This window comes from Streptosporangium sp. NBC_01810 (assembly GCF_035917355.1).
GTDB lineage: Bacteria > Actinomycetota > Actinomycetes > Streptosporangiales > Streptosporangiaceae > Streptosporangium.
This window is the reverse complement of sequence record NZ_CP109070.1, coordinates 2,443,029-2,456,097: the sequence shown is the minus strand read 5'-3', so window position 1 is coordinate 2,456,097 and position 13,069 is coordinate 2,443,029. Positions and strand designations below refer to the sequence as shown.

13 protein-coding genes and 1 pseudogene are annotated in these 13,069 nt (G+C 68.7%); 4 read left to right on the top strand and 10 right to left on the bottom strand.

Features of this window, described 5'->3' with window-relative positions:
* Nucleotides 1–65 precede the first annotated feature (65 nt).
* From plsX to OIE13_RS11090, 4 genes and pseudogenes are all read right to left on the bottom strand, one after another.
* Complete coding sequence (gene plsX, locus OIE13_RS11105) at nt 66–1,037, bottom strand: phosphate acyltransferase PlsX (protein ID WP_326640395.1); 972 nt, start codon at nt 1,035–1,037, stop codon at nt 66–68.
* A gap of 437 nt (nt 1,038–1,474) precedes the next feature.
* A pseudogene (locus tag OIE13_RS11100) lies at nt 1,475–1,930 on the bottom strand (AMP-binding enzyme); the annotation flags it as partial.
* A 55-nt stretch (nt 1,931–1,985) separates the two neighbouring features.
* The gene (locus OIE13_RS11095) at nt 1,986–2,306 is read right to left on the bottom strand and encodes a protealysin inhibitor emfourin (RefSeq protein WP_326640397.1); all 321 of its coding nucleotides are present in this window, start codon (nt 2,304–2,306) and stop codon (nt 1,986–1,988) included.
* Nucleotides 2,307–2,316: 10 nt separating this feature from the next.
* Nucleotides 2,317–3,423, bottom strand: coding sequence for a M4 family metallopeptidase (locus OIE13_RS11090; protein ID WP_326640399.1), 1,107 nt, complete (start codon nt 3,421–3,423; stop codon nt 2,317–2,319).
* 277 nt (nt 3,424–3,700) lie between these two features.
* Here OIE13_RS11090 and OIE13_RS11085 point away from each other — a divergent pair, with 277 nt between their 5' ends.
* Together OIE13_RS11085 and OIE13_RS11080 are read left to right on the top strand one after the other, a co-directional pair.
* The gene (locus OIE13_RS11085) at nt 3,701–4,540 is read left to right on the top strand and encodes a metallophosphoesterase family protein (protein WP_326640400.1); all 840 of its coding nucleotides are present in this window, start codon (nt 3,701–3,703) and stop codon (nt 4,538–4,540) included.
* Nucleotides 4,537–5,187 (top strand): 4'-phosphopantetheinyl transferase family protein, encoded by a 651-nt coding sequence (locus OIE13_RS11080; RefSeq protein ID WP_326640401.1) that lies wholly within the window; start codon nt 4,537–4,539, stop codon nt 5,185–5,187. Before OIE13_RS11085 ends, OIE13_RS11080 begins: the two co-directional genes overlap by 4 nt.
* Before the next feature lie 144 nt (nt 5,188–5,331).
* Here the strand turns inward: OIE13_RS11080 and OIE13_RS11075 are convergent, their stop codons facing one another.
* Both OIE13_RS11075 and OIE13_RS11070 read right to left on the bottom strand, forming a co-directional pair.
* Nucleotides 5,332–5,703, bottom strand: coding sequence for a type II toxin-antitoxin system PemK/MazF family toxin (locus OIE13_RS11075; protein ID WP_326640403.1), 372 nt, complete (start codon nt 5,701–5,703; stop codon nt 5,332–5,334).
* The gene (locus OIE13_RS11070; RefSeq protein ID WP_326640405.1) at nt 5,700–6,377 is read right to left on the bottom strand and encodes a hypothetical protein; all 678 of its coding nucleotides are present in this window, start codon (nt 6,375–6,377) and stop codon (nt 5,700–5,702) included. Before OIE13_RS11070 ends, OIE13_RS11075 begins: the two co-directional genes overlap by 4 nt.
* A gap of 403 nt (nt 6,378–6,780) precedes the next feature.
* On the opposite strand from OIE13_RS11070, the gene OIE13_RS11065 reads away from it, so the two are divergent.
* Nucleotides 6,781–6,921 carry a hypothetical protein gene (locus tag OIE13_RS11065; RefSeq protein WP_326640407.1) on the top strand — a complete coding sequence of 47 codons (141 nt, stop codon included), beginning with the start codon at nt 6,781–6,783 and terminating at the stop codon, nt 6,919–6,921.
* 320 nt (nt 6,922–7,241) lie between these two features.
* Nucleotides 7,242–7,685 carry a hypothetical protein gene (locus tag OIE13_RS11060; protein WP_326640409.1) on the top strand — a complete coding sequence of 148 codons (444 nt, stop codon included), beginning with the start codon at nt 7,242–7,244 and terminating at the stop codon, nt 7,683–7,685.
* Nucleotides 7,686–7,773: 88 nt separating this feature from the next.
* Here the strand turns inward: OIE13_RS11060 and OIE13_RS11055 are convergent, their stop codons facing one another.
* The 4 genes from OIE13_RS11055 to OIE13_RS11040 all read right to left on the bottom strand — a co-directional run bounded on the left by OIE13_RS11055 (nt 7,774) and on the right by OIE13_RS11040 (nt 12,711).
* Nucleotides 7,774–9,753 (bottom strand): DUF6571 family protein, encoded by a 1,980-nt coding sequence (locus OIE13_RS11055; RefSeq protein ID WP_326640411.1) that lies wholly within the window; start codon nt 9,751–9,753, stop codon nt 7,774–7,776.
* A 61-nt stretch (nt 9,754–9,814) separates the two neighbouring features.
* A complete protein-coding gene (locus OIE13_RS11050) occupies nt 9,815–10,192 on the bottom strand; it encodes a hypothetical protein (RefSeq protein ID WP_326640413.1) in 378 nt (125 codons plus the stop codon).
* Nucleotides 10,193–10,246: 54 nt separating this feature from the next.
* Nucleotides 10,247–11,902 carry a potassium-transporting ATPase subunit KdpA gene (gene kdpA, locus OIE13_RS11045; RefSeq protein WP_326829957.1) on the bottom strand — a complete coding sequence of 552 codons (1,656 nt, stop codon included), beginning with the start codon at nt 11,900–11,902 and terminating at the stop codon, nt 10,247–10,249.
* A complete protein-coding gene (locus OIE13_RS11040; RefSeq protein ID WP_326829956.1) occupies nt 11,899–12,711 on the bottom strand; it encodes a potassium-transporting ATPase subunit C in 813 nt (270 codons plus the stop codon). The genes kdpA and OIE13_RS11040 overlap by 4 nt, the downstream gene beginning before the upstream one ends.
* Between the last annotated feature and the right edge of the window lie 358 nt (nt 12,712–13,069).

Sequence of the window (13,069 nt, the reverse complement as noted above, 5' to 3'; positions counted from 1 at the left end):
CCTCGCCCGGCGGCGACGCCGGTTCGGCTCCGTCGCCCCGCCTCGACGAGGCTCCGCCACGCCGCTCAACGGGCGGCCTCCGCGGTGAACCGGTCCGCCAACCGGGTGACGACCCCGCCCTCGGCGAGATCGTGCGCCACCGCGCAGGCACGCGCGATCGTCACCGCTCGCGAGGAACCGTGCACGACGACGACAGTGCCGATCAGGCCGAGCAGCGCCGCCCCGCCATGGGCCTCCGGGGCGTAGCGGCGGGCCACCGCCCGCAACTCCTCGGCCCCGGCGGCACCGGAACGCGCCACCAGCGTCAGCGCGGCCCTTACCGAACCCTCGACGTTCTTGAGCACCACGTTCCCGGTGAAACCGTCGGTGACGATCACGTCGACGGTCCCCGCGAGCACATCGTGTCCCTCCACGTTGCCGCAGAAGCGCAACGGCAGCCCGTCGAGCAGCTCACCGGCCCTGCGGGTCAGCCGGTTGCCCTTGCCGGGTTCCGAGCCGATCGACAACAAGCCCACCGACGGGTCGGCGACACCGAGCAGGAGCTGGGCGTAGGAGGCGCCGAGCAGCGCGAACTGGGCGATCATCTCCGGGGTGGGGTCGGAGGTCGCCCCGGCGTCGATCAGCACGGTCGCGCCGCCGGTGGCCGAGGGCAGCGCGATGGCCAGGGCGGGCCGCAGGACGCCCAGGGCGCGCCCGATGCTGTGGATGGCGCACGAGACGACCGCGCCGGTGGAACCGGCCGACACGAACGCCGAAGCCTCTTTCCGCCGTACGAGGTCGCAACCGACCATCAAACTGGTCATGGTGGAGAAGACCGCTCCCGCGCCCCGCTCGGTCATCGGGACGACGTCCTCGGCATGCACCACGTCGATCTCGTCGGCGGCGCCGTGGCGGGCGAGCTCGGCGCGGACCGCGCCGGAGCGGCCCACGAGCACCACGGGGATTCCGAACTCGCGCCGGGCCGCGACCGCCCCGGCGACCGTCTCGCCTGGTCCGTGGTCTCCGCCCATCGCGTCGACGGCCACCGGCTCCGACATCACACCCTCCCGACGACGGCATTGGACGACCTCGTACCGGCCCCACCCGGCCGGTTCACGGCACCTCGGCGATCAGCAGGCGTTCGGCGCGGCCGGCCGCGATCGTGACGTCCCGCCCCGCGGCGGCAAGGCCGCCGAGACCCGCGCCGATCACCACGACATGGCGCACGCGCTCCTCCTCGTCGCCAGGTCCGCAGGGTCTGCGCGTACGCGTTCGGATGTGTCTGTCCGGCGGCGGGCGCACGGCCCATGATCAATGGCGTCGGACGACCCATCCCCGGACCGGGCTGCGGATAAATCAACTCATCGCGCAAGAAGGCGTAAAGACAGCGTCGGCTCCCCGGCCCCTCCGGGCCGGGGAGCCGACGCATGGTGAACGAGCCGCGACTCCGGTGAAGTGCCGCCGCTGTCCGGCTCGGCGGGAGCGAGGACGGGGATCAGATGTCGAGCAGCCGCATCGCCTGCTCGCGCATCTCGATCTTGCGGATCTTGCCCGTCACCGTCATGGGGAACCCGTCGACCAGGTGGACGTAGCGGGGGATCTTGTAGTGGGCCAGCCGCCCGGCGCAGAAGTCCCTGACCGCCTCGGCCGTCAGCGGGACGGCCCCCGGCCGCATGACGATCCAGGCCATCAGCTCCTCACCGTACTTCGGGTCGGGCACACCGATCACCTGGACGTCGTCGATGTCCGGGTGGCCGTGCAGGAACTCCTCCAGCTCGCGGGGGTAGACGTTCTCACCGCCCCTGATCACCATGTCCTTGATGCGTCCGACGACGTTGACGTAGCCGTCGTCGTCCATGGTGGCCAGGTCGCCGGTGTGCATCCAGCGGGCGGCGTCGATCGCCTCGGCGGTCCTGACGGGCTCGTCCCAGTAGCCGAGCATCACCGAGTAGCGGCTTCGCGGTGCGGCCCGTCCGGACACCACCGCAACGGGTCGCACCCGCTCGTCAGCCGGGCGGGCCGATCCGCTCCTGCCTGCCCGGCAGCGAGGTCACGTACGAGATGAGCGCGCGGAGCGGGCCGGAAAGGTCGCCCTCGCCGGCGCGCACCGTGTGCGCCTGGCCGCCGTCCTCGACGGTCAGCTCGTAGTCGAAGCGGTCGGGCTGCCCGCCGGAGGCACCGGAGCGCTCCGGCGCATCGGACAGCCCGGCCCGCTCCACCCTGGAGCGCAACTCGGCGACCTGCTGCGACGCCAGCGACGCCGAGTCGACCGTGGTGACCGTGACCAGACCGGCGATGCCGCCACCCCGGACGATCGACACCTTCATGGGCACGATCCTAAACCGGCCCCGTCTGGAGAACCCCGACCTGTTGCCAGGCGGCGCGTACCTTGCGCTGCTCGTCGCCGTCGGCGCCGAACAGCTTTCCGGCCACCTCCACCGTCGCCTCCGCGGCCTGCCGGAAGTTGGAGCGCGGCCGGAGCCGCTCGGTGAGGGTGACGTACCAGATCCGGCCGGCGCGCTCCCAGGCGTTGCCGCCGATGGCGGTGGCGGCGAGGTAGAAGGCGTGGTTGGGGATGCCGGAGTTGAGGTGGACGCCTCCGTGGTCGTTGGAGGGGTTGCCGTCGTCGGGCAGGTCCAGGTAGTCGCGCATGTGCGCGGGCTGACGGTCGCGGCCGCCCGTGGGGGTCGACCAGGCGGTCCCCGGCGCCTTCAGCGACCGCAGGGCCGTCCCACGCAGGGCGCTGCCCAGGATGCCCTCGCCGATCAGCCAGTCGGCCTGCTCCGCGCTCTGCCCGAGGCCGTACTGCTTGACGAGGGATCCGAAGACGTCGGAGAACGACTCGTTGAGCGCCCCGGACTGCTTGCTGTAGACCAGGTGCGCGGTGAACTGGGTGATGCCGTGGGTCAGCTCGTGGGCGACGATGTCCACGGCCTTGGTGAGGGACCCCTTGGTGAAGATCTGCCCGCTGCCGTCACCGTAGATCATCTGGAAGCCGATCCAGGCGGCGTTGTCGTAGTCGTTCCCGTAGTGGACCGAGGAGACGATCTCCAACCCCCGCCCGTCGATGCTGTCGCGCCCGAAGACGGTCCGGTAGAAGTCGTAGGTGGCCCCCGCCCCGTCGTACGCCTCGTCGACCGCCGCGTCACCGAACGGCGGATCGCCCTCCCCCCGCCTCTTCTTCCCGGGAAGGTCGAAGTCGCCGCCGTTCTCCGCGTCGTAGACGGTACGGACCATGCCGGGGGCGGGCGCCACGTCGGCGATGGTGAGGGTGAGCCGGCTCAGCGCGCCGGTGACCGACGCGCGCTGAGCCCGGGAGGTCTCCGATGCGGTCAGGGTCCGGAGCGCGGCCTCCCGCTCCTCGGGGGTGCCCTGCTCGGCGACCGCCTCAAGCAGGTCGGGGGGCGCGATGCAGCACGCGGGCATGCTGTCGAAGGTAGTCATACGCCAAGAATCATCGCCATCCACGGCAAACGCATGAGTATCGCCGTACTCGGATGGCACCGGCCGGAGACAACTGCGTGGCGGACCGGGGTGTGCCTCCGGGGAGCGATCGTGAGAAGGTTCTCTTGCTTGGTGATCACGGGGGCGGGACCGTGCCCGGGGAAGCGGGCGGGACGGAGGCGATGATGCTTGGGGACGAGAAGGTACCGGGGGCACTTCCGGTGCCGGCGCGCGACGGGCGGCCCGCGGCGGCCGCCTCATCGGGGACGGGCCACGCATGACGTCACTGCTGGCCATCAGCGACCTGCACATCGGCTACCAGGAGAACCGGCGCATCCTCGAGGAGTTGCGGCCCACCTCCGCCTCCGACTGGCTGCTGGTCGCCGGGGACGTCTCAGAGAAGGTCTCCGACGTCGAGTGGGCCCTGGGGCTGCTCGCCGGCCGGTTCGAGAAGGTGGTCTGGGCGCCTGGCAACCACGAGCTGTGGACCCATCCCAGCGACCCGGTCCAGTTGCGCGGCGAGGAGCGCTACCGGCACCTGGTCGAGGTGTGCCGGAACCTGGGGGTGGCCACGCCCGAGGACCCGTACCCGACCTGGACCGGGCCCGGTGGCCCGGTCACCGTCGCCCCGCTGTTCGTGCTGTACGACTACACCTTCCGGATGCCCGGCGTGGCGACGAAGGAGGAGGCGCTGGCCCGCGCGTACGACAAGGGCGTGGTCTGCACCGACGAGATGCTGCTCCACCCCGACCCGTACCCGACCAGGGACGCGTGGTGCGAGGCCAGGATCGCCGAGACCGAGCGACGCCTCGAGGCCAGGCCGTCCGGCGTTCCGACGGTGCTGGTCAACCACTATCCGCTGGTGCGCGAGCCCACCCTGATTCTGCATCACCCGGAGTTCGCGATCTGGTGTGGCACCGAGCGGACCGCCGACTGGCACCTGCGCTTCGACGCCGCCACGGTCGTCTACGGTCACCTGCACATCCCCCGGACCACCTGGCACGACGGGGTCCGCTTCGAGGAGGTCTCGTTGGGCTATCCGCGCGAATGGCGTCGCCGCTCCACCGCGCCCGGCCGGCTGCGGCGCATCCTGCCCAGCCCGCAGCCCGTCGCATGATCGAGAAGATCCTGCCGCCGTGGGTGGCGAGCGCGGAGTCCTTCGACGACCCGCCGGGCGTGACGCTGTTCCCCGAGGAGGAGGCGGTCATCGCCCGCGCGGTGGACAAGCGGCGGCGCGAGTTCACCACCGCGCGCCACTGCGCCCGCCAGGCCCTGGCCCGCATCGGGCTGCCGCCGACGCCGATCCTGCCCGGCGAGCGCGGCGCCCCGGGATGGCCCGGCGGGGTGGTGGGCGCCATCACGCACTGCGTCGGGTATCGTGCCGCGGCCGTCTCCCGTGACGCGCTGACCGTCGGTATCGACGCCGAGCCGCACGAGCCGCTCCCCGAAGGCGTCCTGGACGCGGTCTCCCTGGACGAGGAGCGGGCGGCGATCGCGCGGCTCGACCGCGGCGTGCACTGGGACCGGCTGCTGTTCAGCGCCAAGGAGAGCGTCTACAAGGCGTGGTTCCCACTGGCCAGGCGCTGGCTCGGCTTCGAGGAGGCCCATCTCGTCTTCGACCCGTCCGGTACGTTCACCGCCCGCCTTCTCGTCCCGGGCCCCCTGGTGGCGGGCCGGGAACTGACCGGCTTCACCGGCCGCTGGCTGGTGGCCGACGGCCTGGCGGTGACCTCCATCGCCGTACCGGACCGGCCCGCCCCCTGACCATGCCGATCGCAAGCTTTCGGCCGCGGCCCAGGCCTGATCCTGCCATTCCACGAACAGCGATCGGGCGTCCTCGTCGAGGAACATCCAGGTGGGGAATCCGGCCAACGCCGAGATCGGTGCAGGCTTGGAAAGCCCACGATCTCAGTCGGTGCTGCCCAGATAGGCGAACAAGTTCTCCTCGATCAGGAGGAGGGCCTGGGGAGACAGTTGCCCGAGGTAGTCGCCGAGTTCCTCCTTGAGGAAGGGCTGTGCGCATATCGTCCTCGCCCAGCATTTGCTCGGTAGGTTGCCGGTCCCCTGGGCAAGTTTGACGCAGTATTCGGTCCTGAGCGTGGTCGATGTCGACGTGGGGACGACGTGGACCAGAGACCAGGTGGCCTGCTCGTTCTTCGCATCGCCGCTGAGAATGATCACCGGCCGTTTGAGGTGGTAGTTGCGCTGATCGTTGGGGGGCATCGTGAGCGACCGGTCGGAGACGAGGTAGACGCCACCCTTGCGGATGGATCCCTTCATTGGTCATCCAGCATCTTCACGTTGACTCGCCGGAGACCGGCTCTCATCTCCAGGAACTCCGCCCTGAGGGCGTCATCCACTCCGGGAGAGTCCTCCACCGGAGGCCGTGCCGCACGCCGCGATCGGAACCGCTCAAGACGCGTCCTCACCTGCTGACGGCGCCGTGCCCGGTTGAGATCGAGCAGCACCCCCCGATCTCCCGCCACCTGGGCCTCGATCACGGGCGCGGTCTCGGCGGACAGCTCTTCCAGGCCGGTCACACCTCTACCGCCGTGGAGGCGCACCACGCTCCGGACGCACTCCATGTCTGCCGCGTTCAACGGATCCTCGATGTCGACTGTCACGGTGAGCACGTACGAATCGCGATCGGCGTGCGGCGCCTCTCTCCGCTCCACCAGTTCGCTCTCCACCACCCACTCCTCGGCCCGCATCAGCGCGTGATCGTAGGGACCGGAGTCGTCCCATCGCCAGGTGGCCCCGCTGAACTGCGTCCGCCCCGACTCGATGGCATCCAGGTCGGCGAGATAGAGGAGCATCGCCAGCGTCTCCGGAGTGAGCTCGACGTCCAGATCACGAGCCACCTTCAGCATCGCAAGAACCGAACTGGCCAGGGGGTTGGGCGACTCAAGAGACCTGCTCATCACCGCGCCTCCCATGATCTGTCCCAGTGCCACGCTACTCCTATCAGTCATTTTCGGCCCTTACCGGCATTCACTCGCCACCGAGATGAGTCAATGGCAGTACGTGAGGCCATCATTACACTCGGCTACGGCAATGTCAGTGGATCATGGGAAAGGCCAGTCGGCGGTGCGGCCGGATTCCAGAAGGGGATCATCCGGAAGACCGCGTCGGTCAGGCCACCGAAGGCGTGGCGGTTCTGCTCGCCCAAGGGGGTGGCGCCGTGCTGGTAGCTACCGAAGTTCCACATGTACAGCGGTATGTCTCGCAGGACCAGGTCGTCGATCCGCCGCTCCGGTCCGCCTCCGTGGCCGATACCGTTGGGGGGCTGCCGGCCGGGGCCCTAGCGCAAACCCTACTTGGGTCCGTGTCCGGAAAGATCGGGGCACCCCAGGACAGGTGCCCCGGATCTGCCCGGACGTCGACCCCGACAGCAGCGGCGGACGCGGCCTCTGGCTGGTCCAGGAACTGTCCACCGCCTGGGGGTGGTACGAAACCCCGACCAGCCGGGTGGTGTGGTTCCGGCTCTCCGAGACCTGACCTGCGCGAAGGTCACACCTCCCGGTTCATGGTGACCCGCAACCAACCCAGGCAGGCCACCACGACGTCCCAAATGCTCTCGGCGACGAGCGAGACACCTGGAAGAACGACCAGAAATCCCCTCCCCTCGCCCGGCACCCACTTGCTCCAGCAGCCGCCGGAGCGCCTTGATCCCCACCGAAGTCTGTTCCCCGTGCACCGGACTCCGCTCCAGCCAGGAACCGTCCCGGCGAGCATCCCTCCACTCAGGTGGAGGCGCCGGGCCGATCCGTTGGACATTATGAAACCAGCAGGAAATCGATCAGCCCCTGGAGGACTTCATGGCACGTCTCGTACGGCAGGGCGTCATGATTTGTGTGGTGGTTTTATTGGCGATTTCCGGTTGCGCCGAAAAAGAGCCCACCGCCGCCGAGGCCGGTGAGACCCTGAAGCTCCATATCACCGGGCTGATGAAGAGAAGCCAGGCGTTGGACGTCAAGATCACTGATCCCGGGGAGAGGGACATTCCCTGCGGTGAGGGCCGGGCCAAACGGACCTTCGCAGCCACTGGCCAGGACACCGAACCGCACTCTGACGCGGACGGGCTCAACGGGCTCATGGTAGGCGCGCTCTCCGCCGTCGCCTCTTACGAGATCACCGAAGACCCGGGCAACGCTCCCATCAAGCTGGCCAGCAAGACGGCCAAGACAGCGCTCATCCTGGAATCGACGGCCGACGGACAATTCAGGGTTCGCGGCGAGACCGAGTGTCTCCCAACCTCGTAATCCGGTCATTCAATAACGTCAGCCAGGCTGCCGGGAACCGCTCCCTTTGCCAGGGTCGAGGCTCTCCGACAACGCGCTGAGCCAGGCCCTAATTGTCAAATACCAAGGCTCGTTGTCTGCCTCGTCCGTTGCCGCCTTCGAACCAGTTCGCCATACGGCTGGACAGGTTCCCGACCGAAAATCTGTCGCGGCCACCCATCCCGTTGGCGTCGGCCCACTTCTCGAAGGCCACCAGGCCCTTGTCACCCTGCTTGAGCAAGTCGGGGAACGGCCTGAGGTTGCCCTCGTCGTCGGCGATGGCGACGCCCGGCGGGCAGGTCGCCTGATATTCGGCGGGCGTCACCTTCGGCGCGAAGCCGTTGGCGATGAGCGTCTGTGCGAGAGCATGCTGACGGCCGAGCGTCGCGTTCCCGTCGGCCTTGTCGAGCTTGTCCACCCGCTTCTGGTCCTCCGACAGGAAGGCGTCCTTACCGGAGAAGCCCGTGCCCAGTGCCAGCCAGGTCAGTTGACCGGCCATGCCCGGCACACCGAGACCGGTCACCCCCAGCGTCGCGCCGATGGCGAAGCTGTTGAGCTTCTGGGCCTGCGCGTCGGCCACGTCCATGGTGCCCCGGACCTTCTCGGCTGCGGCCATCTCAAAGCCCCGGACGTTGCCCAGGGCATCAAGCGCCTGTTCCAGGGAATCGGTATCCCGGCCCTGCTTGGTCGTCGCCAGGGTGTCGGCGATCAGTCGCTGGGAGAACCGTCCCATCCCCTCCTCGAACGGGGCGAGGTTCTCATCCGTGTCGGCGAAGACCTTCATGAACGCGTAGGTGTCCCCCGGGCTCAGGGTGAACGCCGATTTCAGGCCCAGCGCCGAGGTCGTCGGTTTCAGTGCGCTGGAATCGGTCATGTTGGCGTCGCCGATGTTGGCGCCCTCGGTGATCTCGGTGGTGTACGCGCCGGCGATCTCCGCCATGTGCACCCGGGCCGCCTCCCCGATCCTGACCTCGTCCAGCGTCGTCATCACCGCGAAGGCGAACGCGGCGGCCTCCTTGCTGTGCCTGCCGTCCTGCTCGTCGTAGGCTCCGGAGGCGGCGGCGAGCATGCGGCCGAAGGCGTCCGCCTTCTGGGCTCCGCCCGCGTACCTGCCCCCGGCATGCTCGTTGAGTTTCTTCAGGAACTCCTTCAGCTTCGACTGGTCCTTCGTGTATGCCCCCGTCACTTTCTCGACGGCCAGCCGGGCGGCGGCCGGATTGTTTCCCAGGGCGTAGAGGAGTCCTGGGGTGATCTTGCGGGGGTCCGCCAGCCCGCCCCAGGCCGACGCCACCCCCGCCAGCCACTCGGTGGGGAACTCCCCCGTGGTCAGCAGGAGATCGGCGGCGCCCCGGTCGGACGGGTTCGCACTCTGGACCGCAGTCTTGATCTTGGCGAACCCCGGGACCCGCGCCCCTCCCATGACCGCGCTGCCGAAGGCCTGGCTCAACGTACGGAGCATCGGCTCGTCGGGGTCAGGCGGGCTGGCGACCCCCCGGAAGGGCTCCGTGTGCACACTCTCCCGCAGCAGCACGGGGAGGTTCAGGGCCACCTCCGTACCGAGAGCGGCGAAGAAGGCAGCGGTGAAGTCGGCGTCGTTCTTGTTGGCGTCCAGCTCCGCGAGGACCTTGACGTACTTTTCGACGTTGGCGTGGTGGGACCAGAATCCGACGGGACCGATGGCCAGTAGACGTTCACCCAGCGTCGTGCCCTGCTTGCGTGACTCCTCCGCGGTCCTGGAACGGCTCTCGTCGTAGGCGATCGGTCCTGCGCCGGGCAGCCACAGCGCGAACCTGTCGCTCTCCCGGATCGTCGAGTGGCGCTGTCGCAGCCCCGGCAGCTCGTCGTCGATCCAGCCCTCGATCTGCTTGATCGGCTGCAGACCGGATGCCGACACCTCCGCCGCCACGAGCAACTGGCGGATCCGCTCGGACTGCTCGCCGATCACGTCACGGCCCCGTTCCAGGGCGGGGATGAAACTCTGCATCAGACCCGGGTCGATGCCGGCGAAGTCCGGCGACAGCGGCCCTGTTCCCGGTGACGTCGGTTCCATGATCTCCCTGATCGCATTCCCGATCATTCCACCATAAATACCGAACAAGGATATCAAGCAGTTAATTATCAAACTCGCTCGATATCAACGGATAATTTCCCCCAACTAACGAGGTGGACCGGCCCTCCCAGGATCCGACACGGAAGCCAGGCATAGTGGACTTGGAGCGGCCGTCGGCCATCATGACGAGCACCTCGCGCTCCCTGGAGGTGAGGGTGTCGAGGGCGTCGGCGCGCCTGCCGGTCGCCGTCATCCGGGTGACCACCTCCGGGTCCAGCACGGTCTCGCCCGCCGCGATCCGCAGGAGCGCGGCCAAGAAGTCGCCGACGTCGGCGACGTCCGGCCGGTGCTCGTCCACCGCGGCGCGCAGCGCGACACCGTCGCCCACGGCCGCGGCGACGTCGTGTCCCCGCGTGGTGAGCAACGTGGAGGACGGCATCGTGGCGGACGGCGAACTGCAGGCGGCGCAGAAAGATGTTGACGGCGGGGTGCTCTATCCCAGCAGGCCATCGGCCAGCGGGCCGAGTGAGAGGGCGGGCAGGAAGTTGAGCAGCGCCAGGATCAACGCGGCTCCCGTGGCCAGTACCACGAAGTTGATCCCGCTGGTGCGCAGGGTACCCGCGGTGATCGCGACGGGTTGCCGGTGCACCAGCCGCCCCGCCAGGGCCAAGACGAACGCGATGGGCAGATACCTGCCGAGGGCCATCGCGGCCGTCATGGTCAGGTTGTAGAACATCGTGTTGCCGTTGAGCCCCGCCATGGCGCTGCCGTTGCTGGTGACGTTGCTGGTGTAGGCGTACAGCACCTCGGTGAGCCCGTGCGCGCCCACGTTGCCCATCGACGACCGCCCCTCGGGCAGGGCGACGGCCAGGGCGGTGAAACCCAGAATCAGCGTCGGGGCGACCAGGGAGTAGAGCACCACGTATCGCATCTCGACGTAGCCGATGCGCTTGCCCATGAACTCGGGCGTGCGGCCGACCATGAGACCGCCCAGGAACACGGCTATCAGCACCGCCATGATCAGCCCATACAGGCCGCTGCCCGTGCCGCCGGGGGCGATCTCGCCCAGCATCATGGCCGCCAGCAGCACGCCACCGCCCAGGCTGGAGAAGCTGTCGTAGGAGGCGTTGAGCGCTCCGTCGGCGCTGGCGGTGGCCGCGACGCCGAACAGCGTGCTGCCCGGGACGCCGATACGGGTCTCCGTGCCCTCGAACTGGCCACCGACCGCCTGCGCCACCGTCCCGGTCTGCGCGCCCTGGGCGAGGGTGCCCGCGGTCAGCAGCAGGCCGAACAGGATGCCGACCACGACGAGCAGGGTCCAGCCAAGTTTGAGGTCGCCCGACATGCGGCCGAACAGCCGGATGAAGGCGGTCGGGACCAGCAGCATGAGCAGGATCTCGATCGCATTGGTCATGGCCGATGGGTTCTCGAAGGGGTGGGCGCTACTGGCGTTGAAGAAGCCGCCGCCGTCACCGGATATCAGCTTGATCGACTCCCACGAGCCGACGGGCCCGCCCAGCAGGGTCTGCGTGCCGCCGGCGATGGTCCGCACGGTCTCGGCTCCTGCCAGGTTCTGCTGGACGCCCAGGCCGATCAGTGCCAGGCCGAAGACGACCGCCAGGGGCAGCAGGACGCGGAAGACGCTGCGGATCAGGTCCACCCAGAAGTTGCCGAGGCCGGTGCCGCCGCGCCGTACCAGGGCGCGGATCAGCGCGAGACCGACGCACATGCCGACAGCGGCCGAGGCGAAGGCCTGCACGCCGAGTCCCGCCATCACCGCGAGGTGGGTGTGGCCGATCGGAGACTCGCCCGCGTAGTTCTGCCAGCTGGTGTTGGTGGTGAAGCTGACCGCTGTGTGCAGGGCCAGCTCCCACGGCATGCCCTCGTGGCCGCCCGACCACGGCAGCGAGCCCTGAAAGGTCAGCAGTGCGAACAGGAACACGACGCTGAGCGCGGAGAACGCCAGCAGCGCGAGCAGATAGTGGCGCCGGTCCTGCTCGGCGTCGGGGTCGACGCCGCAGATCCGGTAGAGCGCGCGCTCGATCCTGAGGTGACGGCCGCCGTCAAGCGCCTTGGCCATGTAGTCGCCGAGCGGGACGTGGACGACCAGGAGGATCGTCAGGATGAACAGTGCCTGCAGCATGATCATGTCTTCCCGTCGAGGGCGAGATTCAGGGTCAGCACGTTCACGGCGGGCTCCCCGAGGAAGCCCAGCGCCCTACCGGCCGTGTGCTCCTCGATGAGCACCCTGACCTGGCCCAGGCTCAACCCGCGCGCCTTCGCGACCCGCGCTGCCTGCAGTTCGGCGTAGGCGGGCGAGATGTGCGGGTCAAGGCCGCTGCCGCCGGCGGTGACGGCGTCGGCGGGTACGGCGGGCGTCCCCGCGGAACCGCGCACCGGCACGATCAGGGCGCGACTGTAGTCCTCACCCTTGGCGGCGCACTCCACGGCGACGCCCGCGTGGCTCTGCACGAAGGGCCTGGCGGGGCAGGGCTGGTTCAGGCTGACCGCGCGGGTGACACGACCGCTCAGCCCACTGTCGCGGAAGACCCCGAGCGTGGCGCCCACGCCGTCCCGGGTGCAGTACGGCCTGGCCCCGCTGACCCCCTCCAACTCGCCCACGGCCTTGCTCCTGTCGCAGACCTGGGTGAGCAGGCTGGGACGGTCCGGCGTGTCGACGACGTCTTCCGCGCCGCGGTTGCTCGCTCCCGTCGACGTCGGGTCGTAGCCATCGCCTGCGGCGGACGGGCGACTCTGGAAGTACGTCCTGATCGGGTTTCCTTCCTTGTCGGTGAAGGACTGCCCGATGAGCCTGCTGCCGTGGTCGCCCACTCTGGAGCCGTTGGACTGGCCGGCGAACAGCGCCTGGGCGACGCCGGTCATGGCCAAGGGGTAGAGCAGGCCCACGGTGACGGTGAGCATCAGGACCACCCGGAGGGCGGCCAGCACGCGTTTCATGATCAAATTCCTGGGATGAACCGGATGAGATAGCCGAGTACGGCGATCGAGATGAACAAGCCGACAAAGTTCTCAATAGTCACGAATTTTCTCTTCCATCTGTCTTGCACATGGAAGTCCTGTCGCCATCGGCCGACAACCACCCTTGATAGGTTCGCTACGCCGAGCTCCAGAATCGATGCATCAACTTGACGCGCCACCGCATTCCGGGAAGCGCATGGCGAATCACTACGACATCCCTCCATTTCAATGACGAATCCTGACGCGATATTGATGCCGATCGATCCACCTGAGGTCCGGCGTCAATCACGCGTCAGGTTTTCGGCGGTCGCCGTTCAGATCCCGTATCAAACCCACC

Bases quoted from the DNA above. Each gene is read 5' to 3' on its own strand.
- plsX (WP_326640395.1), bottom strand. From the start codon at position 1,037: ATGTCGGAGCCGGTGGCCGTCGACGCGATGGGCGGAGACCACGGACCA.
- OIE13_RS11095 (WP_326640397.1), bottom strand. From the start codon at position 2,306: ATGAAGGTGTCGATCGTCCGGGGTGGCGGCATCGCCGGTCTGGTCACG.
- OIE13_RS11090 (WP_326640399.1), bottom strand. From the start codon at position 3,423: ATGACTACCTTCGACAGCATGCCCGCGTGCTGCATCGCGCCCCCCGAC.
- OIE13_RS11085 (WP_326640400.1), top strand. From the start codon at position 3,701: ATGACGTCACTGCTGGCCATCAGCGACCTGCACATCGGCTACCAGGAG.
- OIE13_RS11080 (WP_326640401.1), top strand. From the start codon at position 4,537: ATGATCGAGAAGATCCTGCCGCCGTGGGTGGCGAGCGCGGAGTCCTTC.
- OIE13_RS11075 (WP_326640403.1), bottom strand. From the start codon at position 5,703: ATGAAGGGATCCATCCGCAAGGGTGGCGTCTACCTCGTCTCCGACCGG.
- OIE13_RS11060 (WP_326640409.1), top strand. From the start codon at position 7,242: ATGGCACGTCTCGTACGGCAGGGCGTCATGATTTGTGTGGTGGTTTTA.
- OIE13_RS11055 (WP_326640411.1), bottom strand. From the start codon at position 9,753: ATGGAACCGACGTCACCGGGAACAGGGCCGCTGTCGCCGGACTTCGCC.
- OIE13_RS11050 (WP_326640413.1), bottom strand. From the start codon at position 10,192: ATGCCGTCCTCCACGTTGCTCACCACGCGGGGACACGACGTCGCCGCG.
- kdpA (WP_326829957.1), bottom strand. From the start codon at position 11,902: ATGATCATGCTGCAGGCACTGTTCATCCTGACGATCCTCCTGGTCGTC.
- OIE13_RS11040 (WP_326829956.1), bottom strand. From the start codon at position 12,711: ATGAAACGCGTGCTGGCCGCCCTCCGGGTGGTCCTGATGCTCACCGTC.